The following is a 26,607-nucleotide window of genomic DNA, read 5'->3' as shown; positions in this document are numbered from 1 at the left end:
ATCCCTCAATTGCTCCTCTGCGGAGGAGAGAATACCCCTCACCCTGATTTTCTGCTGAACGCAGAAAATCTGTCCCTCTCCCTCAAGGGGCGAGGGAGGATCGGTGGGTGGGGAAGCTATTGCGCCGTTGGCGGTTGGGTGGGTTGTTCCGGCGCGGCGAGTGGCGGGATGAAGGCTAGTCTTATGGCGACGAGTAGCGCCAGGAAAATGGCACCGCCGCAGACGAGGAGGACGCCGGGCCAGGCCCAGGCGGTCCAGGCGTAGCCGCCGAGGGTGCCGAGGGCTGAGGCGCCGAGATAGTAAGCGACGAGATAGAGCGCCGAGGCCTGAGCCTTGCCGACGCGGGCTCGGCGGGTGACCCAGGCGCTGGCGACGCCGTGGGCGGCAAAGAAGCCCATGGTTGATATGGCCAGACCCAGGATGATGACCCAGGTGTTGGGGATGGCGGTGAGGACCATCCCTAAGCCCATGAGCGCAACAAGCACCCAAAAGACCTTGCGGCGGCCGAGGCGCTGGGAGAGGCCGCCGGCCCAGGTGGAGCTGATGCTGCCGAGCAGATAGACGAGGAAGATCGCCGCTATGGCCGAGTGGCTGAGGAGGAAAGGCGGCAGGGCGAGGCGGAAGCCGGCATAATTGTAGAGCGTGACGAAGCTGCCCATGATGAGGAAGGAACTGGCGAAGAGCCAGGGCAGAGCCGCGTCGTCGAAACTGGCGCGGCAGCGGCGCCAGAGGTCGGGGAGCGAGATGGGGTCGCGGGTGGATTGGCGCGGCTGGGGGAGGAGCGCGGCTACGGCAAGGGCAGCGAGGAGGATCAGGGCGGCCAGAATGCCCGTGCCGAGGCGCCAGCCCAGAAAATCGGAGAGGACGCCGGAGATGACGCGGCCGGCCATGCCACCAATGGCAGTACCGCCGATATAGAGGCCCATGGAATGACCGAGGGCGTCCGGCGCCATTTCTTCGGAGAGATAGACCATGGCGACGGCGGGAATACCGGCGAGGGTGATGCCCATCAGCATGCGGAGCACGATGAGCTGCCACCAGACCTGGGCGAAAGGTAAAGCGGCGCCCAGCACGGCTGTGGTCAGCAGCGCACCGACGATGAGACGGCGGCGGCCGAGGCGATCGGCGAGCATGCTGGCAGGGATGAGGGCGACGGCCATGGTGGCCGTGGTGACGGAGAGGGCCAGCGACGCCTCGCCTGCGTCGCGCACCCAATATTGGGCGAACATGGGCAGCAGGGGCTGCACCGAATAAAGCGAGGCGAAGACCGAAAAGGCCGCGAGGAAAAAGGCGGCATTGGCGCGCCGGAATTCACGAGTGCCGCGACGAATGCCCGGCAGATCGGTCATGGTCAGGCGGGGCCGATCTGGTTTTGCAGGTCGCGGACGAAATTGTCGAGATTGATCTGGCGCTTACGGTCGAGGCGGGCCGAGGCGAGGATGGCGCGGACGCGGGCGACGGAGAGTTCGAGGTCTTCGTTGACGAGGACGTAGTCATATTCGCTGTAGTGGTCCATCTCGATGCGCGCGTTCTTGAGGCGCTTTTCGATGGTGCCGACGCTATCCTGGGCGCGGCGTTCGAGGCGGGCGCGCAGTTCCTTGATCGAGGGCGGCAGGATGAAGACCGTGACCATGTCGGCACGGCACTTTTCGTAGAGCTGCAACGTACCCTGATAATCGATATCGAAAAGGATGTCGTTGCCGTTGGAGAGCTGCTCTTCGACGAGGGCGCGCGGGGTGCCGTAGAAATTGCCGTGGACTTCGGCGGATTCGAGGAGGCCCCCATCGCGGCGCATCTGCTCGAAGGTCGGCACGTCGATGAAGTGGTAGTGCTTGCCGTCGATCTCGTCGGTGCGGCGGCCGCGGGTGGTCACCGAGACCGACAGCTTGATATTGGGATCGGCACCGAAGAGCGCGCGCGAAATGGAGGACTTTCCGGCGCCCGAGGGGGACGCGAGGACGAGCATAACGCCGCGGCGCTGAAAATCCATCTTCTAGGGCACTCTATTCGATGTTCTGGACCTGCTCGCGTAGTTGATCGATCACCGCCTTGAGGTCAAGGCCGATGGCGGTCAGTTCCACGGCGTTCGATTTGGAGCAGAGCGTATTGGCCTCGCGGTTGAATTCCTGGGCAAGGAAATCAAGGCGGCGGCCGACGGCGCCTGAACCGGAGAGCAGCGCGCGGGCGCCGGCAATGTGGGCGCGGAGGCGGTCGATCTCTTCCTGGATATCGGCCTTTGTCGCGAGAACCAGGGCTTCCTGGGCTAGACGATCGGGGGAGATGTCGGCTTCCTGGCGGAGGGACTGGACCTGAAGGGCAAGGCGCGCGGAAATAGCTTCGCGCGAGCGGCCGGGATGGGCGTCGGCGCGTTCGACGAGCTCGGCGATGGTGTCGAGCTGGCGGGAGAGGATTTCGGCGATGCGAGTTCCCTCCTCCAAGCGCGACTGCTGTAGCGAACCGATGGCTTCGCGGACTGCGGCCATGAGCACGGGTTCGAGGCCCTCCTCGTCGATGTCTCGACCTTCCTCGACGACGAGGACGCCGGGCAGAGCCAGAATGCCATCGAGGCTCGGGCGGCGGGCGTCGACGCGCTCGGACAGTGCCGAGATGGCGGCAAGGATGGTTTCCAGCGCGGCGGGATTGACCGAAACGGCGCCGGAGGCACTCTGGCGGTCGAGCGACACGGCAGCATTGACCGAGCCGCGGGAGAGCGCCTGGCCAAGCGCCTGACGGATCGGAATGTCGAAAGCGTCGAGGCCGGGGGCGAGCCGCGTGCGGATATCAAGCCCGCGGCCATTGACCGATTTCAGCTCCACCCGGAGACGCGCCGGGCCGAACATGGCGTCGGCCCGGGCATAGCCGGTCATGCTGGCGAGACGGGAGCTCACTGGCTGGAGCCTTCCGTGCCGTTTGCTTCTTCGGCTTCGAGGGCCTGACGGGCGGCCTCAGCGTCCGTCGCAGCCTGTTCGGCGGCCTCGCGCTCGATCTCGCGATAGCGGGCGACGTTCTGCTGATGCTCGGCATAGGTCTCGGCGAATACGTGACCATCGCGCGGCGTGGCGCCCTTGGCGACGAAGTAGAGATAGTTGTGGCTATCGGGATTGGCGACTGCGCGCAGGGACTCGATGCCGGGATTGGCGATGGGCGTCGGGGGCAGACCGTCGATCTGATAGGTATTGTAGGCGGTCTTTTCCTCGATCTCGGAGCGGCGGAGGCCGCGTTCGAGCGTCGATTGGCCCAGGGTGATGCCGTAGATGATCGTCGGGTCGGACTGGAGGCGCATGCCTTCCTTGAGGCGATTGACGAAGACGGCGGCGACCTGCGGACGCTCTTCGGCGACACCGGTTTCGCGCTCGACGATGGAGGCAAGGATCAGGAGGTCCGCCGGGGAAGCCAGCGGCAGATCGGCCTGACGGCCTTCCCAGGTTTCGGCCAGAGCCGTGGTCATGGCGGCCTGCATACGGTCGATGACCGACTGGCGGGTATCGCCCGGCAGGTAATCGTAGCTACCCGGCAGGATGGAGCCTTCGGGTGGCAGGGTATCGATGGTGCCGCTGAGGCGATCGTCGGCATTTACGCGCTGCACGACCTGCCAGGAGGTCCAGCCTTCCGGAATGGTAACGGCATAGCGGATCGGCGTGCCTGTGGTCAGCTCGCGCAGAATTTCGGACATGCTGGCATTGGCGGGAATGGTGAAATCGCCCGCCTTGACCGTGGTGTTCTCTTCGACACGCCCGCCGAACTGGCGGAAGATCAGCGCATTGCTGATAAAGCCCTGCTCTTCGAGACGGCTCGCCGTCGTACTCAGCGTATTGCCGCTTTCAACGCGGAAGACGCGGTCCTCGGGCAAGGGGCCATCGCCGTAATATTGCTGGGCGACATAAAGGAAACCGCCGCCAACGACGACGAGGCCGATGACCAGCAGGGTAAGAAGGGCGTTGAGCACATCGACAAGGCCATTGGACGAGCGGCGGCGGCGTTTACGGCGGTCGTTCATCTTAAGGAATCACCTCTTGGCCAGTCAGCGGATGTGCCGATCTTGTTGTTCTTTGCAGCCACAGCGTGGCGGGGCGCCGGCATTGTTTGCAATGGATTTGAATAAAAACAAGGGGCACGTCGCCTAGTCGAGCGACGTGCCCCTCTTGCAAAGCGAAAAAGTCAGGCGACCTTGCGCATGACCAGCGTGGCATTGGTACCGCCAAAGCCGAAGCTATTGGACAGGGCCACGTTGATTTCCTTCTTCAGTGCCACCTTGGGCACCAGATTGATCGGAGTCTCGACGGAGGGATTGTCGAGATTGAGCGTCGGCGGAGCGATGCCATCGCGCATGGCGAGAAGGCAGAAAATCGCTTCGACCGAACCAGCGGCACCCAGAAGGTGACCGATGGCCGACTTGGTCGAGCTCATCACGCGGCCTTCGGCAGCAGCGCCGAGAACGCGGGAAACCGCACCCAGTTCGATTTCGTCGCCAAGCGGCGTCGACGTGCCATGGGCGTTGATATAGTCGATATCGGAAGGCGAAATGCCCGCACGCTTGACGGCCGCGCTCATGGCACGGAAGCCACCATCGCCATCGGGCGCGGGTGCGGTGATGTGATAGGCATCGCCCGACAGGCCATAGCCGATCACTTCGCCATAAATCTTGGCGCCGCGAGCCTTGGCACGCTCATAGTCTTCGAGCACGACAATGCCGGCGCCCTCGCCCATGACGAAACCATCACGGTCCCGATCATAGGGACGGGAAGCGGCGGTCGGGTTGTCGTTGAAGCCCGTCGAAAGCGCACGCGCTGCTGCAAAGCCTGCCAGCGAGATGCGGTTGACGCAGCTTTCAGCACCACCCGCAACCATCACATCGGCATCGCCCAGAGCGATCAAGCGGGCCGCATCGCCAATGGCGTGCGCACCGGTCGAGCAGGCGGTGACGACGGAGTGGTTCGGCCCCTTGAGACCGAAACGGATGGAGACGTGGCCGGAAGCCAGGTTGATCAGACGACCCGGGATAAAGAAGGGGCTGATGCGGCGCGGGCCCTTTTCGTGCAGGGTAATGGAGGCATCGTAGATGCCGCCAATCCCGCCGATACCCGAGCCGATCAGCACGCCGGTGCGTTCCTGCTCTTCCTGCGTCTTGGGTTCGACCCCGGCATCCTGGATGGCCTGGGTGGCAGCGGCCATGGCGTAGACGATGAAATCGTCGACCTTGCGCTGTTCCTTGGATTCCATCCAGTCGTCGGGATTGTACTTCCCATCGGCATAATCACCCAGCGGAATGCGATGGGCGATCTGGCAGGCAATATCGTCGACCTGGAATTCGTCGATACGCTTGGCTCCACTCTTGCCTGCGAGAATATTGGCCCAAGTGGCCTCAACTCCGCAACCAAGGGGCGTGACAAGCCCCATTCCGGTGACGACGACTCGGCGAAGTTCCATGTCTAAACCTGCCCGTCCAGCTTAGCTGGTGGCCTTGGTCAGGAAGGAGACAGCGTCTCCAAAGGTCTGGATCGACTCGGCGGCGTCGTCCGGGATTTCGACCGAAAATTCTTCCTCGAAAGCCATGACCAGCTCGACCTGATCGAGCGAGTCAGCGCCCAGATCGTCGATGAAGCTGGCCTTTTCAACGACCTTCTCGGCGTCCACATTGAGGTGTTCCACAACGATCTTGCGGACCCGATCAGCGACATCGCTCATATTTGACTTCCCTTTTTAGAAATCGACGTTTCGTTTCGCTTCTTATTGGCGCGAAGCCAATTCATCAAGCTCGGTTTTGACTTGCACAGAGGCAATGTAAGCGGCCTTTTCGGCGCTCGCAAGGCAGACTGGCAAGCGTTAACGCGGCGCGAGTAGCATGTTTCCTTGGGGTTTGCCAGCAGCGAGAGGCGTGGTTTCCAAGGGTTTAAGGCTTTATTAACGGGCAGATAGGCCAGCGCCGGTGGCTCCACCCCCTCCCAGCCTCCACAGGTCGGCTTAAGCCCATCCCATCCTCCGCGTCATTTCCGCGAAAGCGGAAATCCCCTACCCGGCCGCAGAGATTCCCGCTTTCGCGGGAATGACGCCGGGCAAGAGGGGCGACCCCGGTAGAGGGGACGCCAGCCCCAATCATATCATCGCCATGCCGCCGTTGACGTTCAGCGTGTGGCCCGTGATGTAGGCGGCGGCGTCGCTCGAGAGGAAGACCGCGCAGCCGGCGACTTCCTGGGGCGTACCGAGGCGGTTGGCAGGAATGGTCGAGAGGATCGACTCGCGCTGCTTGTCGTTGAGTTCATCGGTCATGGCCGAGGCGATAAAGCCAGGGGCGATGGAATTGACCGTGATGTTGCGGCTCGCAACTTCATAGGCCAGCGCCTTGTTCATGCCAATGAGGCCTGCCTTGGAGGCGGCATAGTTGCCCTGGCCGGGGTTACCCATGACGCCAACGACAGAGGAGATGCCGATGATGCGGCCCCAGCGCTGCTTCATCATGCCACGCAGCACGGCGCGGTTGAGATGGAAGGCGGCGGTGAGATTGACCGCGATGACTTCGTCCCACTCTTCATTCTTCATGCGCATGAAGAGGTTGTCGCGGGTCATGCCGGCATTGTTGACGAGGATGTCCACGCCACCCATGACGGCCTCGGCGTCGGGCACGAGGGTGTCGACATCGTCCATCTTGGAGAGGTTGCACGGCAGGATCGGGCATTCCTTGCCGATCTGCTGAGCGGTTTCTTCCAGAGCGCCGACGCGGGTGCCCGAGAGGGCGACGGTGGCGCCTGCAGCGGCCAGGGCCTTGGCGATCTCGCGGCCAATGCCGCCGCTGGCGCCAGTGACCAAGGCGCGCTTACCGGTCAAATCGAACATTTCTTCTCTCTCCCTTTGGAGATGACTTTATTGTTTTGTTTCAGGCCGTGACAGAGGCGACGAAGGCGTCGATATCTGCCGGACCACCGACGGCCTGAGTGGCCAGATCGGGCGCAATGCGCTTGGCGAGGCCGGTGAGAACGCGGCCGGTGCCGAGTTCGACGAGTTCGGTGACACCGCCCTGCCCTGCAAGCCAGGTGACGCTTTCGGTCCAGCGGACGACGCCGGTAACCTGCTCGACGAGACGCTGGCGGATTTCGGCGGGATCGGTGATCGGGGCGGCCAGCACGTTGGAAACGACGGGCACGACGGGGGCATTCATCTGCACTTCGGCGAGAGCCGATGCCATGGCATCGGCCGCAGGCTGCATCAGCGAGCAGTGGAAGGGCGCGCTGACGGGCAGCAGCAGGGCGCGCTTGGAGCCCTTGGCCTTGGCGATTTCGACGGCGCGTTCGATGGCAGCGAGTGCGCCGGAGATGACGACCTGGCCGGGCGCATTGTCATTGGCGACCTGGCAGACTTCGCCCTGTGCGGCCTCTTCAGCGACAGCGCGGGCGGTGTCGAGATCGAGGCCGAGCAGCGCAGCCATGGCGCCGTGACCGACCGGGACGGCCTTCTGCATAGCCTGGCCGCGGGTGCGGAGAAGACGGGCCGTATCAGAAAGAGAGAAAGTGCCGGCGGCGCAAAGGGCGGAATATTCGCCGAGCGAGTGGCCGGCGACGAATTTTGCGTGCTTGGCGAGGCTGACGCCGCGGCTTTCGACGACGCGGAGCACGGCAATGCTGGAGGCCATCAGGGCCGGCTGGGCATTCTCGGTCAGACGCAGGACGTCTTCCGGACCCTCGAACATGGTCTGGGAAAGCTTTTCGCCCAGCGCATCATCGACCTCGTCGAAGACGGCGCGGGCTTCGGGGAAGGCATCGGCCAGTTCCTTGCCCATGCCGACAGCCTGGCTGCCCTGGCCGGGGAAGGTGAAAGCTCTGGTGGTCATGACGACGTCTCCGAGGTTGCGGACATTGCGAGGCGTTTGCCGAGTGTATTTGGCTGAGTCAAGCAATCTCTCTTAAGGAAATTTGCGCAAGAATTACGGGCCAGTGCGATTTTTTGGAGGCACCATGGACAGTTCAGCCCCTGCGGCTTCCAAAAAGCCGGGTCTCGCCAAGACGCTTGTGGCTGCGACCCTGACGGCAGTTATCGTCTTTCTTCTGGCCCTTCTTGGTATCTATACGCGCGCCGCCTTCGACCTTGCCAGCCTTTGGCCTGCAAATGCAGTGCTGCTCGGCATTCTCGCGACTTATCCAAAGGCGAATTCGCCTTTGACCTGGGTCCTGGCCGCCTGTGCCTATATGGCCGCGGACCTGATGACCGGCACGCCGCTGGATCAGGCTGCGCTCCTCAACGGTACGAACCTTCTTGGTGCGGCAATCGGGCTTGCCGTTCTCCAGCTTTGGTCCCGCCAGTTCTTTCCGATGACGAAACCGTCGGACGTCGTCCGGCTTTTCCTCGTCATTTCGGCAGCTTCGGTTTCAACCGGTATTGCCGGTGGCCTTGTGGCAGGACCGCTGTTCGGCATTGACCGGCTCGATGGTTTCTTCCTGTGGATGGCCACCGAATTCGTCAATTACGGCATCTTCCTGCCGCTGGTCATGGCCGGCCGCATGGTCAAGCCGCGCCAGACGGCGCCGGGTGCCGAGGATGGCAGTGGCGCGGCCGAGAAATGCGCGGCGCTGGCGGCTCTCGCCGGGTCCTGCGCGCTCATGCCGCTCGTGGGGGGCGCGGGATCGCTGGTGCTGCATGTGCCGGCTTTCATCTGGTGCTCGACCCAGTTCAAGCCACGGACCAGCATTCTGCTCGCGGGGCTTGCGGCCATGTGGATACTCTTTGCGGTGCCGGCCGGGATCATTCCGCTCTATGTCGACCATGCGGACCTGGCCTCGCATTGGGATGTCGCCTCGTTCCGGCTTGGCATCGGCTTTCTGGCCCTTGGGGCCATCGCCATGGTGATGATCAACGCCTTCTGGCTCGACGCGCATGATGAACTCGAGCATCGCGCCAACCACGATTTTCTCACGGGCCTGCTCAATCGCCGGCAATTCAACAAGACGGCGGAATCCGCTCTGATGCGGCAGAAGGCCGGCACCCCCAATGTGGCCCTGGCGATCGACATCGACCGGTTCAAGTCGATCAACGATGCACATGGCCATCCGCTCGGCGACCAGGTTCTGCAAAGTGTCGCCGAACTGTTGACCGCCGGACTGCGCCGGGGCGATGTACTTGGGCGGCTTGGCGGCGAAGAATTTGCCATTGTCTTGCCGGGCGCAGGAATCGAGGAAGGCACGCGGGTGGCAGAGCGGCTGCGCGAGGCGATTGCGGCGGCTACCCTGCAGCATGGCAATGTGACCATTGCCACAAGCGTCAGCATCGGCATTGTCGAGTTCCATTCGCCGGCCAACCTGTCACGCATGCTCAGCCTCGCCGACGAAGCGCTCTATGAGGCGAAAAATGCCGGCCGCAACCGCGTCGTGGCCCACAAAAGTGCCGTTTTGCTGCAGGCTGCCGGCGCCTGAGGCTTGCATCGGCGCCCCTTCTATTCTATAGCGCGCCCAGCAATTCGTTTGGCCGGGGGCTGAACGGAGGGTTTTTCGTTTGAAAAAGCGAGAAATAGGGCATTGCCCGGCCTCCCGTGTTCCCGCTCTTTGCAAGACTGCTTTGACGCCTTTCCGGCTTCGAAGGGGCTCCGCGCCAAGCATTGCGTATCGAAACTGAAAGGAAGGCGCATTCAATGGCCCTTTACGAACACATCTTCCTGGCTCGCCAGGACGTTTCGCAGCAGCAGGTCGAAGAACTGACCGCTGCGCTGACCGAAATCCTGTCCCAGGGTGGCGGCAAGGTTACCAAGAACGAATACTGGGGCCTCAAGGGTCTCTCCTACCGCATCCGCAAGAACCGCAAGGCTCACTACACCCTGCTGAACATCGACGCATCGGCCCCGGCCGTTGCCGAAATGGAACGCCAGATGCGCATCAATGAAGACATCCTGCGCTTCATGACCGTGCGTGTCGACGAGCTGGAAGAAGGCCCGTCCGCGATGATGCAGAAGCGCGATCGCGATGACCGCGATGGTGGTGGCCGTGGCGAACGTGGTGCCCCCTCGGGCGACCGTCGTCCCCGCCGCTTCTAAGATAAGGAACGCATAGCCATGGCTATTAAAGACCTCACCACTTCCCAGGCCCGTCGTCCGTTCCAGCGCCGTCGCAAGACCTGCCCGTTCTCGGGCGAAGGCGCACCGAAGATCGACTACAAGGACGTCCGTCTGCTGTCGCGCTACGTTTCCGAGCGCGGCAAGATCGTCCCGAGCCGCATCACCGCCGTTTCTGCCAAGAAGCAGCGTGAACTGGCCCGCGCCATCAAGCGTGCTCGCTTCATCGGCATCATGCCGTATGCCGTCAAGTAAGCTCGCTGGGCTGGCGATCTAGCGGCGGTCCGCTGCGCTTCCGGTGCTCACGTACTTAGGTACGCTCCGCTCCGGTTCTCGCGAACCACCACTATCTCATCCAGCCCAACGGCTTCCTTTTGGCATACCCGTGCCAAGCCAAATACCCGCTGGAGTTGCGGATGGTCTGCAACTCCTAACCGCCCTTAAGGCGGGACAGCCAAAGGAATAAAAGAATGAAAGTCATTCTGCTCGAGCGTATCGGTCGCACCGGCACCATCGGCGACGAAGTCAATGTGAAGGACGGCTTTGCCCGTAACTTCCTGCTGCCCCAGGGCAAGGCTCTTCGCGCCACCGAAGCCAACCGCAAGCGTTTCGAAAACGAACGCGCCCACATCGAACAGCGCAACGAAGAGCGCCGCAACGCCGCTGCCGGCATTGCTGAAGGCCTCAATGGCCGCACCGTTGTCATCATCCGTCAGGCTGGTGAAACCGGTCAGCTCTACGGTTCGGTTGCTGCTCGCGACGTCGTGGAAGCCCTGGCCAACGATGGTTTCATCGTCCAGCGCAACCAGGTCGACCTCGCAGACCCGATCAAGTCGGTCGGTGTCCACACCGTGCCGCTGATCCTGCACGCCGAAGTCGCCGTTTCGATCACCGTCAACGTCGCCCGCTCGGCCGACGAAGCGACCCGTCAGGCTGCTGGTGAAGACGTCACCGTCCACACCTTCGAAGCCGACGAAGACGGCGATTTCGCCGCCGGCCAGAAGGATGCGGCTGCGGAAGACCGTTTCGAAGAGTAGTCTCTTCGGACTGCCAAGATATGAGGAAGGCCGGACAGATTGTCCGGCCTTTCTTTTTGGGCCATGCTCTGCGGCACAATATGTCGGGGGATGGCTTTTATGCGTATGTTCCTTGCATTGACGGTGGCGCTGACCGCGCTCACCCTGCCCGCGGCGGCGCAGGAGGCGGGCAAGACCAAGACGCCGCAACTGACGCGCACCTATATCGAGAGCATCGACAGGAGTAGCAGCGAGGCGGTGATGCGTGGCTTCGTCGAGGCCTATGCTGCCCAAGACTACTACCGGGCCTGGATATTGCTGAGCCCGGAGGCGAAAACAGCCTTTTCGAACAAGCTCTTCGAGTTCAACGAGGCTCAGCTTTTCCCCGGCATGGAAGCCGGCACCGGCGCCTTGGGGCGACAGACTACCGACGAAATTGGTCTCGACGTGCTCAAGGAGGTCAACCTCGAAGGCGCGCTCCTCTTCGATCGGACCATGGTGCACGCCAAAGCCGAAGGGTTGCTGCCGTTCGATCTTGAGCCCGGCGCCTTTTCGAGCGCGACGTTCGAGCGTGACGACCAGGGCAGATATATGGTCGAGGCCAAGGGTGAGCCGGCCGTGGTGCTTATCTCGACGATAAAACTCAGCGACGGAAGCTGGCGCGTGGAGCGCATCGTGTGGGCGACTTCGGACCCGGAAGCGCGTCCCTGGGGATTTAAATAGACCCTTCATGACGACTCATGCCGCCATGCTGATGCCTTGGTGCTGTGCAACTCACGATGGTCAGTTTCCCCGTTGTCCACAGAGTTCACAGGGCAGGAAGAATCTTAACCCCTTGAGGGATAGGCCGGTGGGACTCCGACCACTCCTACGTGGTTAGAAAGGTTAACACCCCCGAGGATCACGATGGCTGAGATCGCACGGCTTCACCCGGCCGAAGACAAGTCGTTTCGCGTCGCGCCCCACAATGTGGAGGCCGAGCAAGCCCTTCTGGGCGCCATCCTGATCAACAATGAAGCCTTTTACCGGGTCTCGGATTTCCTTGAGCCGGAGCACTTTTATGAGCCCGTGCACCGGGACATCTACGAGATCACCAGCAAGGTGATCCGCGCCGGCAAGTCGGCCGATCCGACGACGATCAAGACCCACCTGCCCGACCAGTTCCTGCCCGAATTGACCATGGCGCAATATCTGGCGCGCCTGGCCGCGGAAGCGACCACAGTTATCAACGCGGCCGACTATGGGCAGGCCATCTATGATCTCTCCATTCGCCGCAGCCTGATCATGGTAGGCGAAGAAATGGTTTCGGTCGCCTATGAGTCGGAGGTCGAAATGACCCCGAACCGGCAGATCGAAAAGGTGGAAGGCGAGCTTTTTCAACTTGCCGAAAAGGGCCGCTACGATGGCGGCTTCCTCAGCTTCGGTACTGCGCTCAGTGCCTCCATCCGTATGGCGGGCGAAGCCTTTCAGCGCGACGGCGGCCTTTCCGGCGTTGCTACCGATCTCCATGATCTCGACCGGCAGATGGGCGGCTTGCAGCGCTCAGACTTGATCGTGCTCGCCGGTCGTCCCGCCATGGGCAAGACCTCGCTCGTGACCAATATCGCCTATAATGTCGCCAAGAACTGGCGCGGCGAGGTGACACCGGACGGGCACAACAAGACGGTCAATGGCGGCGTCGTCGGCTTCTTCAGCCTCGAAATGAGTTCGGAACAGCTGGCGACGCGTATTCTCGCGGAGCAGGCTGAGGTGTCGTCTTCCGACATTCGTCGCGGCCGTATTCACGACAGCCAGTTTTCCAAGCTTGTCGACGTGTCGAACATGATGAGCAAGGTGCCGCTCTATATCGACGATACGGGTGGTCTCAGCGTCGCTCAGCTTGCAGCGCGTGCGCGGCGCCTGAAGCGGCAGAAGGGGCTCGACCTTCTCATCGTCGACTACCTGCAACTGCTCTCGGGTTCGTCGAAGGCGTCAAGCCAGAATCGCGTGCAGGAACTGACCGAAATCACCACGACGCTGAAGGCGCTGGCCAAGGAACTGGAAGTTCCGGTGATTGCGCTCTCCCAGCTTTCCCGTCAGGTGGAAGCGCGCGACGACAAGCATCCCCAGCTAGCGGATTTGCGCGAATCGGGTTCTATCGAGCAGGACGCTGACGTGGTGCTTTTCGTTTATCGCGAAGAGTACTATCTCAAGAACAAGGAACCCAAAGAGGGCACGCCAGAGCACATCACCTGGCAAGGGGAAATGGAACAGGTGCACGGCAAGGCGGAAGTCATCATTGCCAAGCAACGCCATGGCCCGACCGGAACCGTGCAGTTGAGTTTTGAGGCTCAGTTCACACGCTTCGGTAACCTCGCTAGGGCAGATTATCTGCCCGAACGCATGGAATAGGTATGAAGCTGACCTCGGGCCTCGGGAGCCAACTGACTGTCGATCTCGGGGCACTTGCCCGAAACTGGAACGCCCTCGACAAGGTGAGCCAGGGCGCGCTGACGGCTGCGGTCGTCAAGGCGGACGCCTATGGCACCGGCATCGAAATGGCGGCCACGGCGCTTTATGCGGCCGGGGCGCGCTTCTTCTTCGTGGCGACGCCTGACGAAGGCATTGCCGTGCGCACGGCCCTGCCCAGCGCCCATATTTTTGTGCTCAACGGGCTCTATCCCGGCGCGGCCAATCTCTATATCCGGCAGAACCTGATGCCGGTCATTTCCTCGATGGACATGCTCGAGGAGTGGCTCAACAAATGCGTCGAGCGCAACGAGGCCTATCCCAGCGCTTTCCACTTCGATACCGGCATGAACCGGCTCGGTTTTCGGCTCAATGAGGCCGTCACCGTGCGTGAGCGCATTGCGCGGCTGAGCTATGCGCCGCAGATGGTGATGAGCCATCTGGCTTGTGCCGATATTCCGAGCCACGAGAAGAACCGCACGCAGCTGGCGCTATTCGGCTCTGTGCTGAACCAGTTCCCGGGCATTCCGGCTTCGCTCGCCAATTCCGCGGGCCTGATGACGGGGCGGGACTATCATTTCCAGATGGTGCGGCCGGGCATTGCGCTTTATGGCGGCCGCGCCGTCGTCGGGCGCAAGAACCCGATGGCGACGGTGGTGACGCTGCATGCGCCGGTCTTGCAGGTGCGTGAAGCGCGGACTGGCGAGACGGTGGGCTATGGCGCTTCCTATTCGCTGTCGCGCGATAGCCGCCTGGCGGTCATCGGCCACGGCTATGCCGACGGTTTTCTGCGCGCGCTTTCCGGCAGCAATGCACGACCGGGCGCAAAAGTGTTCGTGCGCGGCAAGCTTTGTCCGGTGATCGGCAAGATTTCGATGGACCAGAGCGTCGTCGATATCACCGAACTTGGCCCCAACCTGCCCAAGCCCGGCGAAGGCGTCGAGATATTCGGGCCCAATATCGGCCTCGACGAGCAGGCCGATGTGGCAGGCACGATCGGCTATGAGCTTCTTACGTCGCTCAAGGGGCGCTATACGCGCAACTATGTCGGCAATGGCTATCTGCCGGAGTAATTTTGTTCCCTGTTTGTTCTTGAGCGGACCGAACAAAATTGCTAGCGTTGGTGCTAAGAGGGAATCGACCGGATTGGCGCTGAACCCAAGCACATATGTGATCCTGCTGCGCGCCATCGGGCCGGTGACGCACAAGCTCATGACCATGGCCCAGTGGCGCGAGGCCTCGGAAGCGGCCGGCTTTGTCGCGCCGGAGACCCTGGTCAACACGGGCAATATGATTGCAGGGTTTGATGGCACGGAAGCGGCGGCTGTGACGACCACGGTTGGCGTGTTGCGCAGCTTTGGGCTCGGGGACAATGTGGTGCCGGTGGTGCGCAAGCCGGCGCTGCTGCAGAAGCTCATCAAGGCCGATCCGATTTCCGAAGCGGCGGCAGAGCGGCCGAACCAGACCGGGGTCTACTTTTTTGCCAGCAAGAAACCGGATTTCGACTGGCTGAAGCGCCATGACGGGCCGGAGACGGTGCATGTGGTGCATGACCATCTCATCGTCGATTTCAGCAGAGATGTGGCGCAGTCGGGAAAACTGATCCGGCTGATCGACAAGAATTGCGGGACCAACACCTCCCGGAACTGGAATAGCGTGCGGCGCATCGCCGAACGATGCGCAGCGCGAGAGAACGCATAGTGGCCAAGAACAAATCCAATTTCGTCTGCCAGTCCTGTGGCGCGGTGACCACCCGCTGGCAGGGGCGGTGCGATGCCTGCGGCGAATGGAACACCATTGTCGAAGAGCTGGTGGATAGCGGCATCGGCGCTGGGCCGAAGGCGGCGAAATCAGGCGGGCGGCCGGCTAATCTGCTGCCGCTGTCGGGCGAGACGGAAAGCGCGGCGCGCGTCGTCACAGGCATTGCGGAACTGGATCGCGTGACCGGCGGGGGCTTTGTGAAGGGCTCGGCGCTGCTCGTTGGCGGCGATCCCGGTATCGGCAAGTCGACGCTGCTGCTGCAATCGGCGGCGGCGCTGGCCAACAAGGGCAAGCGGGTCATCTATGTGTCGGGCGAAGAAGCCGTGGCGCAGGTGCGGTTGCGGGCGCAGCGGCTGGGGCTTGGCGAGGCCGATGTGCTGCTGGCGGCGGAGACCAATGTCGAGATTATTCTGGCGACGCTGGAGAATGGGCCGCCGCCGGATTTGGTCATCATCGATTCTATCCAGACGCTGTGGACCGATCGGGTGGAAAGCGCGCCGGGCACGGTGACGCAGGTGCGCACTTCGGCGCAAGCGCTGACACGGCTGGCGAAGAAGTCGGGCGCGGCTGTGGTGCTGGTGGGGCATGTTACGAAAGACGGGCAGATCGCGGGGCCGCGTGTGGTGGAGCACATGGTCGACGCGGTGCTCTATTTCGAGGGTGATGCGAGCCACACGTTCCGAATCCTGCGCGGGGTGAAGAACCGCTACGGGGCCACCGACGAAATCGGCGTTTTTGCCATGACCGAGCGCGGACTGGAGCAGGTGGCGAACCCTTCGGCGCTGTTCCTCGACCAGCGCGATCAGGACGCCGCGGGTTCCGCCGTGTTTGCCGGCATGGAGGGCACGCGGCCGATCCTCATCGAAATCCAGGCGCTGGTGGCCCCCTCCCCGCTTGGTACGCCGCGGCGCGCCGTCGTGGGCTGGGATTCCCAGCGGCTTTCCATGGTGCTGGCGGTGCTCGAAACACGTTGCGGTGTGCGGATCGGCGCCAATGACATCTATCTCAATGTCGCGGGCGGGCTGAAAATCAACGAGCCGGCGGCGGATTTGGCAGTCGCAGCGGCGTTGATTTCGTCGCTGACCGGATCGCCGCTGCCCAAGGAAGCGGTCTATTTCGGCGAAATCTCGCTGGCCGGCGGGGTGCGGCCGGTGTCGCATGCCGGGCTGCGGCTGCGCGAAGCACAGAAGCTGGGCTTCCAGTCGGTGGTCACCGGGCGCGTCAACAATGTGGACAAGACGGCAGGGTTCGAGGTCACGGAGTTTTCGCAATTGTCGGAAATGGTTGGCCGAATTGCGGCCAATGGCAAGAAGCCGGTGGCCGAGCCGGAAGGCTGGTAAGTTAAGAATCTCTGAATGTTTGACCTCCTCGCGCGCTCGTGGCCTTGGCAGGGGCGCGCAAAGTCGCTAATGGTCGCGGCAACAGGCCGACGGCAAGTGGAGCTAGCGAAGACATATGCTGACAGCGTTTGACGTTGGTGTGGGTGTCCTGGTGTTGATTTCGGCAATTCTGGCCACGGCCAGAGGCCTGACACGCGAGGTCCTGTCACTGGCGACCTGGGCCGGTTCGGCCGCCATCGCCATCTACATGTATCTCTACCACCCTGACATCGCGCAGCAGTATATCGCTGAAGAAATCGTGGCCAATATCGCTACGGTCGTGGTCAGCTTCATCGTTTCGCTGATCGTGCTGCATCTGCTCACCATGCGCATTGCCGATTTCGTGGTGGACAGCCGCATCGGGCCGATCGACCGCACGCTGGGCTTTATCTTTGGCGTCTTGCGCGGCGTTTTGATTGCCATCGTCATCACCATTTTCGGCGTCTGGCTGCTTGGGACCAACCTGCCGGAATGGGCGCGCAATTCGCAGTCGCTGCCCTATCTCGACAATATGGGCAAGACCCTGATCTCCATGCTGCCTGAAGGGCTCGAGCAGCAGGTCAACGACATTCTGCAGGGCGGCGGCGCCGACCTGACTTCGGATCCGGAAACCCCGGCTACGCCCCAGGAAACCGTGCCGCCGGTCGACCCGACCGTGGACGGCACCGTCGACCCGACCGAAGCGCCGATCGAAGGCGAAACGCAGACCTGATCCGGGACGGGCGCCCAGCGCCCGCCTCAGGCCTGCCGCCCAATTCTGTCATTGGTCGCCGGCCAAAAAATGCGCTATTGGCGTGAACCAAGAGACCGGCTCGGCCGGCGCTGACCGCTTTGGCGATCGGTGAGCAGAACGATATGGAGAAGTTCGGTGACCCACCCGAGCGACGACGATTTCGATCTTGAAGGCGACACGCTGCATGAAGAGTGCGGCGTGTTTGGCATTTTGGGGCATAGCGATGCTTCGACGCTGACCGCATTGGGGCTGCATGCCCTGCAGCATCGTGGCCAGGAAGCCGCGGGGATCGTCAGCTTCGACGGGCGCCAGTTCTACCAGGAAAAGCGCATGGGCCTGGTGGGTGACCACTATACGGACCCTGCCCTTCTCGCCAAATTGCCCGGCACCATGTCGATCGGCCATACGCGCTATTCGACGACAGGCGAAGTGGCGCTGCGCAACGTGCAGCCGTTGTTTGCCGAGCTTGAAGCCGGCGGCATCGCCATTGCCCACAACGGCAATTTCACCAATGGGTTGACGCTGCGCAAGCAGATCATCGCCACCGGTGCCATCTGCCAGTCGACCTCGGACACCGAAGTCGTGCTGCACCTGATCGCCCGTTCGCGCCACTCCTCCACCACCGACCGCTTCATAGATGCGATCCGGCAGATGGAAGGCGGCTATGCCATGCTGGCACTGACACGCACCAAGCTGATCGCCGCACGCGACCCCGTGGGTATTCGTCCATTGGTGATGGGTGAGCTCGACGGCAAGCCGATCTTCTGCTCGGAGACTTGCGCGCTCGACATAATTGGCGCCAAGTACATTCGCGACGTCGAGAACGGCGAAGTCATTATCTGCGAAATCCAACCCGACGGTTCGATCTCGATCGAAGAGCGCAAGATGGCCCGCAAGGCGCCGGAGCGGCCGTGCCTCTTCGAATATGTCTACTTTGCCCGTCCCGATTCCATGGTTTCGGGCCGTAGCGTCTACAAGGCGCGCAAGCATGCCGGGATGAACCTTGCCAAGGAAGCGCCGGTTGAGGCTGACGTCGTGGTCCCCGTGCCCGATGGCGGTACGCCGGCGGCAATCGGCTTTGCGCAGCAGAGCGGCATTCCGTTCGAGCTGGGCATCATCCGCAACCACTATGTCGGCCGCACCTTCATCGAGCCGACCCAGCAGATCCGCGCTTTTGGTGTGCGTCTAAAGCACTCGGCAAATCGGGCGGAGATCGCCGGCAAGCGCGTGGTGCTGATCGACGATTCCATCGTGCGCGGTACGACCTCGGTGAAGATCGTGCAGATGATCCGCGATGCCGGGGCGACGGAAGTGCATATCCGCGTCGCGAGCCCGATGATTTTCCATTCGGACTATTATGGCATCGACACGCCCGATCCGGACAAGCTGCTGGCGAACCAGTATCACGACATCGAATCCATGTGCCGGTTCATTGGCGCTGACTCGCTGGCATTCCTGAGTATCGACGGGCTCTATGAGGCTGTCGGGGGCGAGAAGCGCAACAATGCGGCGCCGCAGTTCACCGACCACTATTTCACGGGCGATTACCCTACCCTTCTCACCGACCTTAACGGTCGCTCCAACAACGATCCCAAGCAGATTTCGCTGCTCAAGGAAGCGGGTTAATGACTGAAAATACCGAACTGACTGGCAAGGTTGTGCTGGTCACCGGCGCGTCGCGCGGCATCGGCTATGCGGCGGCTGTCGAGGCGGCTCGCCGTGGCGCCCATGTGATCGCCGTGGCGCGTACCGTGGGCGGCCTTGAGGAACTCGACGACGCCATTCAGGAAGTGGGCGGCTCTTCGACGCTGGTTCCGTTCGACCTGCGCGATGGCGACGCTATCGACCGGCTGGGCGCGGCGATCTTCGAGCGTTGGGGGCATCTCGATGGCCTCGTGGCCAATGCCGGCATGCTTGGCACGCTGAGCCCCGTGCCGCACTTGAAGCCTGACGAGTTCGACAAGGTTTTTGCGATCAACGTCACGGCTAACTACCGGCTGCTGCGCTCGCTCGACCTGTTGCTGCGGCAGTCGGAGGCCGGCCGTGCGGTTTTCATATCGTCAAGCTCGGCGCGTTCGGCCCGGCCGTTCTGGGGCCTCTACGCTGCCAGCAAGGCTGCGCTCGATGCGTTGGTGAAGTCCTATGCCGGCGAGATGAACACCACCAATGTGAAGACCAATGTCTTCTATCCCGGCGCCGTGCGCACAGCGATGCGGGCCAAGGCCATGCCGGGCGAAGACCCGAACACCCTGCCCCAGCCGTCTGACATTGCGCCGAAGCTGGTTGACCTGTTGAGCCCAGGCGTCACCGAGAATGGCCGGCTCTACGACGTGACCAAGGGTGCGTTTGAGGACCTTTGAGGTCAATTTCCACAAACGCTGGCTGTCGCCCCGGCGAAGGCCGGGGTGACAACCGGGTTTGTGGCAGCTTCTCAGCGCAACAAACAAAAGGCCCCGGATCGCTCCGGGGCCTTCTTGTTTGTTACGCGCCTTCGCTCGGCTGCAACGGGGAGACCAGCACCTTGTCGATACGGCGTCCGTCGAGATCGACGACCTCGAAATGCCACCCTTCGCGCTCAAAGCTCTCGCCGGTCGCCGGTAGTCGGTTCAGTATGGACAGGATGTAGCCGGCCACGGTCTCGTAGCGGGCATCCTTGGGCACGACGATCTTGAAGCGCTCGGAGAAGTCGTCGACCGGCATCCAGCCGGCAACGAGCCACGAGCCATCCTGGCGCTGCACGATGGCCGGATCATCGCCCGGCTCTTCGTTGTAGACGCCGGTGATGACCTCAAGCACGTCGCCAAAGGTGACGATGCCCTCGAAGTGGCCGTATTCATCGACCACCAGCACCATTTTAACGCTCGACTGGCGGATGGCTTCCACTACGTCCAGAGCGTCTGCATGCTCCATGACCACCGGCAGCGGCTTGACCAGCTTTCGCAGGTCCGGCTGCTGGCCGGTGGCAAGGGCGGGCAAGAGATCCGCCAGGATCAGCACGCCGAGGATGGAATCGGCGTTGCCTTCCTGCACCAGCACCTGCGAATGCGAGGTGCCGAGGATGATCTTGAGATTGTCCTCAAAACTGTCTTCGAGATCGACCGAGACGACATCGAGACGCGGCGTCATGAGGCCGCGAGCCGAACGATCGGCGAGGCGCATGACCCCCGAGATCATCGAGTGCTCTTCGGTTTCGAACACACCGGCAGAGGTGGCCTCGGCGATGATGGTGCGGACCTCTTCCTCGGTCACCTGCTCTTCGCTCTGGCCGCTCTGGCCAAGGAGGCGAAGCACCAGCTTGCCCGAGACGTCGAGCAGCCAGACGATCGGCGAACCGACAAGCGCGATGATGGCCATGGGCTGAGCCACATAGGAGGCCACCATTTCTGGATTACGCAAGGCGATCTGCTTGGGGACCAGTTCACCCAAAATGAGCGAGCCATAGGTGATGAGGACCACGACAAGGCCAACGCCGCCGACATCGGCGATATTGGCCGGCACGCCGACTTCGGCGAGCCAGACGCTAAGGCGCGAACCCAAGGTCGCGCCGGAGAAGGCACCCGAGAGAATGCCGACGAGGGTGATACCGATCTGAACGGAGGAGAGAAACTTGCCCGGGTCATCGGCCAGTCTCATGGCCGTGGCTGCGCCTTTGTTTCCTTGGTCTGCCATGACCTTGAGGCGAGCGGAGCGGGACGAAACAACGGCCAGTTCGGACATTGCCAAGGCGCCGTTCACGAGAATCAGAACGACGACGATGATGATTTCTGTAAGCAACAAAGTGCAAAGTTGACACGCCGCTACCAATGGCGGGGTGCTACGACATCAGCACTATAGGGCAACGCCGGCCGGTGTGAATAGTCCAATGGACTGAATTGGTGGGGACCATTTTGTCCCCAACCCGTTGTCATATCCGAAAAAGCCGGAAATCCGGCCCTCTGACCCTATTTCTTGTCCGCGTAGGGATTTTTTCCGCCGCGCAGCCAGAGGCGGATCGGCGTGCCGGGCATGTCAAAGCTCTCGCGGAGCCCGTTGATCAGGTAGCGCTGATAGGACATGGGCACGACTTCCGGGCGCGAAGCGAAGACGATGAAGCTCGGCGGACGGGTCTTGGCCTGCGTCATGTAACGCATCTTGAGGCGGCGGCCGGAGACGGCCGGCGGCGGATGGCTCTCGGTCATGGCAGCAAGCCAGCGATTGAGGCGGGCCGTCGAAACGTGGGAATTCCAGGTGCGCTCGATCTCGAAGATCGCCTGCATCAGTTTGTCGATATTGCGACCGGTCAGGCCCGACAGGGTGACGAGCGGAATGCCGCGAAGCTGCGGCAACAGGCGCTCGCACTCTTCGCGCAGCTCGGCGAGCTTGGCGTTCTTGTCCTCGATCAGGTCCCACTTGTTGAGCGCGATGACCATGGCGCGGCCTTCGCGCTCGACGAGATCGGCGAGGGCAAGGTCCTGCTTTTCGAAGGGAATGGTGGCATCGAGCAGCAGCACCACGACTTCGGCATATTGGATGGAGCGCAGGCTATCGCCCACGGCCAGTTTTTCGAGCTTTTCGGTGACACGGGAGCGGCGACGAATGCCGGCCGTATCGACGAGATTGATGGTGCGGCCTTCCCATTCCCAGGGCACGAGAATGGAATCGCGGGTGATGCCGGCTTCGGGGCCGACGAGCACGCGGTCTTCGCCGACCATGCGATTGACCAGGGTCGACTTGCCGGCATTGGGGCGGCCGACAATGGCGACGTTGAGATAGCGGCGCGGGTTCCAGCGCAGGGTCGCGTCGTCACCCTCGCCTTCAAGCATGTCGGGGGTGATGTCGACATCGACCTCGGGGAGGTGATCGAGATCATCAACCGCGTCTGCGGCTTCTTCGGCTGCCTTCTTTTCGGCTGCCGTGTCGATGGCGGCGGAAACGATGGAATAGAGTTCCGAAAGGCCCAGGCCATGCTCGGCCGAGAGCGCGATGGGCTCGCCGAAGCCGAGCTTGAAGGCTTCCACCAAACCATGCTCGGCGGACTTGCTTTCGGCCTTGTTGCCGACGAGGTGCACGTCCTTGCCGGCTTTTCGCAGGACCTGGGCAAAGCGCTGATCGAGCGGCACGACACCGGCGCGGGCGTCGATCATGAAGAGGATGACGTCGGCTTCGCGGATGGCGAGCTCGGTCTGCTGGCGCATGCGGTCTTCGAGGGAGCCGTCCTTGACGTCCTCATAGCCGGCCGTATCGAGCACGCGGAAGGTGAGGTCCGCAATGTGCCCCTCGGCCTCGCGGCGGTCGCGGGTCACGCCCGGCGTATCATCGACCAGCGCGATCTTGCGCCCGACGAGGCGGTTGAACAGGGTCGACTTGCCGACATTGGGGCGACCGACAATGGCTACTGTGACCGTCATGGCCGCTCCCGAGCTGGTTCTATCTTACTGAGCCGCAGGCGCGGGCGCAGCCTCGTCACCATCGACGATGGTTTCGATGGCATCGGCGGCGACTTCGGCGTCCGAAGCGGTTTCTTCAGCGATGAGGCCGGCCGAGGTCATCTGCGCGATGTAATAGGCCACGCGATTGCGGATGCCTTGCTGGGCCAGCGGATCGTTGAGGACGGCTTCGAAAGTCGTCTTGGCGGCTGCGGCATCGCCGGCCTTGAACTGAGCAAGGCCAATGAGCTCGCGAGCGACGCGGCGCATCGGATTATCGTCCGTGGCAATGGTGCCGACGCGGGCTTCGACATCGGCGAGAGTGCCAGTATCGACGAGCAGTGTTGCGGCCTGCAGCAGTGCCAATTCGCGCAGGCGCACGTTGGACTGGGCATTGGCGAGCGCATCATAGGCGGCCACGGCACCGGCGGTGTCGCCCGATTTTGCGAGCAGCGAGGCCTTGGCGAATTCGGCAAGGACCGGATAGCCGCCCGAACCATTGGCGGCGAGCGCATCGAGTTCGGCCTGGGCGGCGGCAAGGTCGTCCTTGTTGGCACTATCGAGGGCCGCATAGAGCTCCTCGGACGAGCGGGCCGACTGGCTGTTGGTGTACCAGGCCCAGCCTTCGTTCACCGCCACGACGGCAACGATGGCCACGGCCGCGCCGATGACGAATGGCGCAATACGGCGCCAAAGCGCGCGCATGCGGTCGGAGCGCAGCTCCTCGTCAACTTCACGGAAAATATTGTCCTCGGCCATCTCGGTCTCTGGGTCTCAAGCAAATCCGGGGCACGTTTATCACGCTGCCCCCGGAATGCAAATTGCACGGCGCAAAACCAAGGTTATTAACCGCTACCATGGCATTAATGTCTGTGTGTGCCGCCGATAGGCTAAATTGCGGCCATGGCAGAGACCTCCAGATGAGTGCCAGGCGCGACCAGACCATCGACATGTTTCGCGGGATCGCCATCCTGCTCGTTGTGCTGTTCCATTTTACCGCCCGCCTGCCCGCCTATGCGCTCAACATCACCGAAGGCGCGCCCTGGCCGGTATTTTTCGGTTGGGTCGGGGTCTATTTCTTCTTCATCATCTCGGGCTACTGCATCTTCATGACGCTGGAGCGCTCGGCGACCGTCGGCGTTTTCCTCGCCCGGCGCATTTCGCGCATCTATCCGGCCTTCGTTGCGGCCGTATTGATCCTCTTCGTCTTCGGGCTGGTCGCCTACATTCCCTCGGTGCCAGAGGCGAAGTTCCATGTCATTCCGCCGAACTTGCTCGACGTGGTGATGAATCTCTTTTTCGTCGGCGAAATCGGGGAATGGGTCGACGGTTCGTTCTGGTCGATCGCAGTCGAGGTGAAATTCTACGTTCTGGTGGCCCTGCTCGCCGGTGTCTTTCATGACCGGGTGCGATTTACGCGGGTCTTTGCCTGGCTGGCGCTGGTCATGGCGCCAATCTGGGCGGTTTCAACGCTGTTTTCGCACCTGGGCAGCGGGCCGATCACGCCGCAATCCATGCTCAAATTCCTCGCCATTGCGCCCTATCTCAGCTTTTTCGCCGTCGGTATTCTGGGGCGGCAGTTCGAGGCGGGCACAAAGGGCACCGGCAGGCTGCTGGCAGCAAATGTCGTCGTCTCAACCGTGGTGGTCTGGATCGAGGCCTATTCGTTCGAATTGCACGATGGCTGGCTGACCGCGACCGTCTGCGCGCTGGTCTATCTTGTGCTCGTGGCGCTATTCCTGCGCTTCGTACAGGGCAAGGCGTTCCCGACCCTGCCGGGCCTCTCGTTCGGCATTGCCCAGATCGGGCTCCTCAGCTTCTCCTGGTATTTGATCCACGAAAATGTCGGGATCAGCATGCTGACGACGCTCGATCTCTATATGCCGGCACATGCGGCCTTGCTCGTCACGGTGGCTTCAACCTTCCTGCTGGCCATCGGCTTTGCCGCCTTGTTCGAGTGGCGGTTCAGGAAGCCGGTTGAACGTCTGGCCATGGCGGTGCTTGACTGGATCGGACACCGCGCGAACTGGCTGTCTCCGCTGCGCACGGCTGCAGCAACTCCGGCCGAATAATTCCTAGCGGCTCAGCGGCCATTCGGCCAGGTATTCGGGCCTGCGCATGCCCGGCAGCGTATGCACCAGCCAGAAGGAGCGCACAGGCCAACGGAAAGGCCTCCGCAGGATCAGATCGGGCACCTTTCCCGGACCGTACCAGATCGTCAGATGCGGCTCCATGGATTGCGGACCCACCGACAAGCCGAACCGCTGCATTTGCTGGCGGATATCAGCATAAAGCGCCTTGGCATCGCGGGCGCCATTGGAACAGGTGAGGACGACGGGATATTGCGCGCTGACACCGCCCAGCGAGCGCTTGGCGCCAAAGGTGCGGACCATGTCAAAGGCCAGTTCGAAGCCGGGCCGCCTTATCGCATTGCCGATTTCGAGCGCGTCATCCAGCAGGTCGCCCGCAATCTCCCTGCCCTTCTCGACGATGTGCAGCGACACGTGCTGTCGCTCGGCCCGCACAACCTTGCGAACGCCGTGGCGCAACGCCAGCATCCGTGCGCCGCGCTCCATTTTCTGCGCCAGCGCGGGGGGTGGTATCAGGGTGAAATAATAGCGGTGGTCCAGCGCCCTGGCCTCTTCCACAGCGGCCTTGCCTCCGAAAAAATCGAGTTGCATCTCCATGGCACAGCTCTATGTTCCTTGTTTGTTCCACGCTACAATTGCCTGTCGCCGAGGTCAATCGATGTGGCCGCCGTGAGTCGCACAAAGAGTCCGTTGACTCCTTCTTAATGTTGTGTTCACTCTTTGTTCACACATGGGAGGGACGACGTGTTGAACGGGGTGCGACGTGGACTTTCATTGATTTTGCTGCTGGCGATGCTGGGGCCGCTCCAGGCGAAGGCGACCGAGGAGGCTGGGTCGGCTTTCGTGGAGGCGCTGGAAAATATCGCCGCGATTAGCCGACCGGGCCAGGTTGGATATGCGACCATCTGGGACGGCAACAAGTATGTGCAGTGTTACACAGTGGACGCCGGAACCACGCGCTGCGAAGCGGCGGGCTCGCTGATGCAGCCTTCGCTCAAGCGCGTGATGCGCTCGGACGACCTCCTCGCACTTGGCTGGACGAGGGACGACAGTTTCGGAAATTTCGTGAAGACCTTCCCGTCTGAGGCCGGTCCGGCAGACATTGCGGCTGCCGCAGTTGCGGCCTTGACCGAAGCCTATGATGCCGAGCCGGAATGGTTCGAGGTGCAAACGCAGTGGCTGCCGGACACCGAGTGCCCACCGCGCAATGGCCCGACGCAAAATCTAGCCGGCATGATCAATGCCATGCCGGCGTCCGTGATAGCGTGCTCCTATGCAGAAGCGGCCCTGTTGCAGACGGCGGCGCTGGCAGCATCACCGGACCTTTACGAGCCGGCCATCGCCGCCGAGATTCAACGATTGCGGATCAATGCGAGTGAGCCCGTATTCGCAGTTTTTGACGCTGGCATCGGCTATGTACAATGCGCGCCCGATCAGGCGTCATCGGCACTCTATTGCGAGGCGCAATCGCCCGAAAGCTGGCCGGCCCTGGCGACAATCCTTACGCCCGAGCGCGTCGGCCTCTTGCATAGCGCAGGATATAGCGATCCCGGCCGTTCTCCCAATTACTGGAAGAACTATGCCATGGATCGCCAAACGGATTTGGCTATTGCCGGGGAAATCCTAACCCTCTTGCGCGATGTCTATGGCTTCACCGGCGAATGGGCTCTGGAGGTTCATACGGACTGATCGGCTGGTAGCCGGTTCATGGCCGTACGAACGTTCACCTCAAATCGCTCTGCCTG

General features: G+C 62.2%; 26 protein-coding genes. 14 read left to right on the top strand and 12 right to left on the bottom strand.

What is annotated here, in order from left to right:
* Positions 1-116: 116 nt before the first annotated feature.
* From J7557_RS07360 to fabD, 8 genes are all read right to left on the bottom strand, one after another.
* Positions 117-1,349: an MFS transporter gene (locus J7557_RS07360; protein ID WP_291418839.1), complete on the bottom strand. Its 1,233-nt coding sequence runs from the start codon at positions 1,347-1,349 to the stop codon at positions 117-119.
* Positions 1,350-1,351: 2 nt separating this feature from the next.
* A complete protein-coding gene (gmk, locus tag J7557_RS07355) occupies positions 1,352-1,990 on the bottom strand; it encodes a guanylate kinase (RefSeq protein ID WP_291418837.1) in 639 nt (212 codons plus the stop codon).
* 13 nt (positions 1,991-2,003) lie between these two features.
* Positions 2,004-2,888 carry a YicC/YloC family endoribonuclease gene (locus tag J7557_RS07350; protein WP_291418835.1) on the bottom strand — a complete coding sequence of 295 codons (885 nt, stop codon included), beginning with the start codon at positions 2,886-2,888 and terminating at the stop codon, positions 2,004-2,006.
* Positions 2,885-3,997 (bottom strand): endolytic transglycosylase MltG, encoded by a 1,113-nt coding sequence (gene mltG / locus J7557_RS07345; RefSeq protein ID WP_291418833.1) that lies wholly within the window; start codon positions 3,995-3,997, stop codon positions 2,885-2,887. Before mltG ends, J7557_RS07350 begins: the two co-directional genes overlap by 4 nt.
* A gap of 161 nt (positions 3,998-4,158) precedes the next feature.
* Positions 4,159-5,427: a beta-ketoacyl-ACP synthase II gene (gene fabF, locus J7557_RS07340; RefSeq protein ID WP_291418831.1), complete on the bottom strand. Its 1,269-nt coding sequence runs from the start codon at positions 5,425-5,427 to the stop codon at positions 4,159-4,161.
* 21 nt (positions 5,428-5,448) lie between these two features.
* The gene (locus J7557_RS07335; protein ID WP_035083768.1) at positions 5,449-5,685 is read right to left on the bottom strand and encodes an acyl carrier protein; all 237 of its coding nucleotides are present in this window, start codon (positions 5,683-5,685) and stop codon (positions 5,449-5,451) included.
* A 408-nt stretch (positions 5,686-6,093) separates the two neighbouring features.
* Positions 6,094-6,831: a 3-oxoacyl-[acyl-carrier-protein] reductase gene (gene fabG, locus J7557_RS07330; RefSeq protein WP_291418827.1), complete on the bottom strand. Its 738-nt coding sequence runs from the start codon at positions 6,829-6,831 to the stop codon at positions 6,094-6,096.
* 40 nt (positions 6,832-6,871) lie between these two features.
* Positions 6,872-7,822 carry an ACP S-malonyltransferase gene (gene fabD, locus J7557_RS07325; protein ID WP_291418825.1) on the bottom strand — a complete coding sequence of 317 codons (951 nt, stop codon included), beginning with the start codon at positions 7,820-7,822 and terminating at the stop codon, positions 6,872-6,874.
* A gap of 124 nt (positions 7,823-7,946) precedes the next feature.
* Here fabD and J7557_RS07320 point away from each other — a divergent pair, with 124 nt between their 5' ends.
* The 12 genes from J7557_RS07320 to J7557_RS07265 all read left to right on the top strand — a co-directional run bounded on the left by J7557_RS07320 (position 7,947) and on the right by J7557_RS07265 (position 19,727).
* Positions 7,947-9,398 carry a sensor domain-containing diguanylate cyclase gene (locus J7557_RS07320; RefSeq protein WP_291418823.1) on the top strand — a complete coding sequence of 484 codons (1,452 nt, stop codon included), beginning with the start codon at positions 7,947-7,949 and terminating at the stop codon, positions 9,396-9,398.
* 215 nt (positions 9,399-9,613) lie between these two features.
* Positions 9,614-10,012, top strand: a complete 399-nt coding sequence (gene rpsF, locus J7557_RS07315; protein ID WP_291418821.1) for a 30S ribosomal protein S6 — start codon at positions 9,614-9,616, stop codon at positions 10,010-10,012.
* Between the two features lie 24 nt (positions 10,013-10,036).
* A complete protein-coding gene (gene rpsR, locus J7557_RS07310; RefSeq protein ID WP_152565849.1) occupies positions 10,037-10,285 on the top strand; it encodes a 30S ribosomal protein S18 in 249 nt (82 codons plus the stop codon).
* Positions 10,286-10,500: 215 nt separating this feature from the next.
* Positions 10,501-11,067, top strand: a complete 567-nt coding sequence (rplI, locus tag J7557_RS07305) for a 50S ribosomal protein L9 (RefSeq protein ID WP_035083778.1) — start codon at positions 10,501-10,503, stop codon at positions 11,065-11,067.
* A gap of 99 nt (positions 11,068-11,166) precedes the next feature.
* Entirely contained in the window at positions 11,167-11,769 is a 603-nt protein-coding gene (locus tag J7557_RS07300) for a hypothetical protein (RefSeq protein WP_291418819.1), read from the top strand.
* 183 nt (positions 11,770-11,952) lie between these two features.
* The gene (locus tag J7557_RS07295; protein WP_291418818.1) at positions 11,953-13,437 is read left to right on the top strand and encodes a replicative DNA helicase; all 1,485 of its coding nucleotides are present in this window, start codon (positions 11,953-11,955) and stop codon (positions 13,435-13,437) included.
* A 2-nt stretch (positions 13,438-13,439) separates the two neighbouring features.
* Positions 13,440-14,567, top strand: coding sequence for an alanine racemase (alr, locus tag J7557_RS07290; protein ID WP_291418816.1), 1,128 nt, complete (start codon positions 13,440-13,442; stop codon positions 14,565-14,567).
* Positions 14,568-14,640: 73 nt separating this feature from the next.
* A complete protein-coding gene (locus J7557_RS07285; RefSeq protein ID WP_291418814.1) occupies positions 14,641-15,195 on the top strand; it encodes a DUF1697 domain-containing protein in 555 nt (184 codons plus the stop codon).
* Entirely contained in the window at positions 15,195-16,595 is a 1,401-nt protein-coding gene (radA, locus tag J7557_RS07280) for a DNA repair protein RadA (RefSeq protein WP_035083783.1), read from the top strand. The genes J7557_RS07285 and radA overlap by 1 nt, the downstream gene beginning before the upstream one ends.
* Before the next feature lie 115 nt (positions 16,596-16,710).
* A complete protein-coding gene (locus tag J7557_RS07275; protein ID WP_291418810.1) occupies positions 16,711-17,346 on the top strand; it encodes a CvpA family protein in 636 nt (211 codons plus the stop codon).
* Positions 17,347-17,502: 156 nt separating this feature from the next.
* Positions 17,503-18,993, top strand: a complete 1,491-nt coding sequence (purF, locus tag J7557_RS07270; RefSeq protein ID WP_291418808.1) for an amidophosphoribosyltransferase — start codon at positions 17,503-17,505, stop codon at positions 18,991-18,993.
* The gene (locus tag J7557_RS07265; RefSeq protein ID WP_291418806.1) at positions 18,993-19,727 is read left to right on the top strand and encodes an SDR family NAD(P)-dependent oxidoreductase; all 735 of its coding nucleotides are present in this window, start codon (positions 18,993-18,995) and stop codon (positions 19,725-19,727) included. Before purF ends, J7557_RS07265 begins: the two co-directional genes overlap by 1 nt.
* A 121-nt stretch (positions 19,728-19,848) precedes the next feature.
* Here J7557_RS07265 and J7557_RS07260 read toward each other — a convergent pair whose 3' ends face one another.
* The 3 genes from J7557_RS07260 to J7557_RS07250 all read right to left on the bottom strand — a co-directional run bounded on the left by J7557_RS07260 (position 19,849) and on the right by J7557_RS07250 (position 23,531).
* Positions 19,849-21,126, bottom strand: a complete 1,278-nt coding sequence (locus J7557_RS07260; protein WP_291418971.1) for a hemolysin family protein — start codon at positions 21,124-21,126, stop codon at positions 19,849-19,851.
* A 182-nt stretch (positions 21,127-21,308) separates the two neighbouring features.
* Positions 21,309-22,754: a ribosome biogenesis GTPase Der gene (gene der / locus J7557_RS07255; RefSeq protein ID WP_291418804.1), complete on the bottom strand. Its 1,446-nt coding sequence runs from the start codon at positions 22,752-22,754 to the stop codon at positions 21,309-21,311.
* Positions 22,755-22,778: 24 nt separating this feature from the next.
* Positions 22,779-23,531: a tetratricopeptide repeat protein gene (locus J7557_RS07250; RefSeq protein ID WP_291418802.1), complete on the bottom strand. Its 753-nt coding sequence runs from the start codon at positions 23,529-23,531 to the stop codon at positions 22,779-22,781.
* Between the two features lie 161 nt (positions 23,532-23,692).
* Here J7557_RS07250 and J7557_RS07245 point away from each other — a divergent pair, with 161 nt between their 5' ends.
* Complete coding sequence (locus tag J7557_RS07245) at positions 23,693-24,844, top strand: acyltransferase (protein ID WP_291418800.1); 1,152 nt, start codon at positions 23,693-23,695, stop codon at positions 24,842-24,844.
* A gap of 3 nt (positions 24,845-24,847) precedes the next feature.
* On the opposite strand, the gene J7557_RS07240 is transcribed toward J7557_RS07245, so the two are convergent.
* A complete protein-coding gene (locus J7557_RS07240) occupies positions 24,848-25,459 on the bottom strand; it encodes a hypothetical protein (protein WP_291418798.1) in 612 nt (203 codons plus the stop codon).
* Positions 25,460-25,636: 177 nt separating this feature from the next.
* Between J7557_RS07240 and J7557_RS07235 the strand changes: the two genes are divergently transcribed.
* Positions 25,637-26,551 (top strand): hypothetical protein, encoded by a 915-nt coding sequence (locus J7557_RS07235; RefSeq protein WP_291418796.1) that lies wholly within the window; start codon positions 25,637-25,639, stop codon positions 26,549-26,551.
* The last annotated feature ends 56 nt before the right edge of the window (positions 26,552-26,607 follow it).

Origin of the sequence: Devosia sp. (genome assembly GCF_017744655.1) — a bacterium.
Classification (GTDB): domain Bacteria; phylum Pseudomonadota; class Alphaproteobacteria; order Rhizobiales; family Devosiaceae; genus Devosia.
Note: the sequence above shows the minus strand (reverse complement) of the source record. Positions and strands in the feature narration are given on the sequence as shown.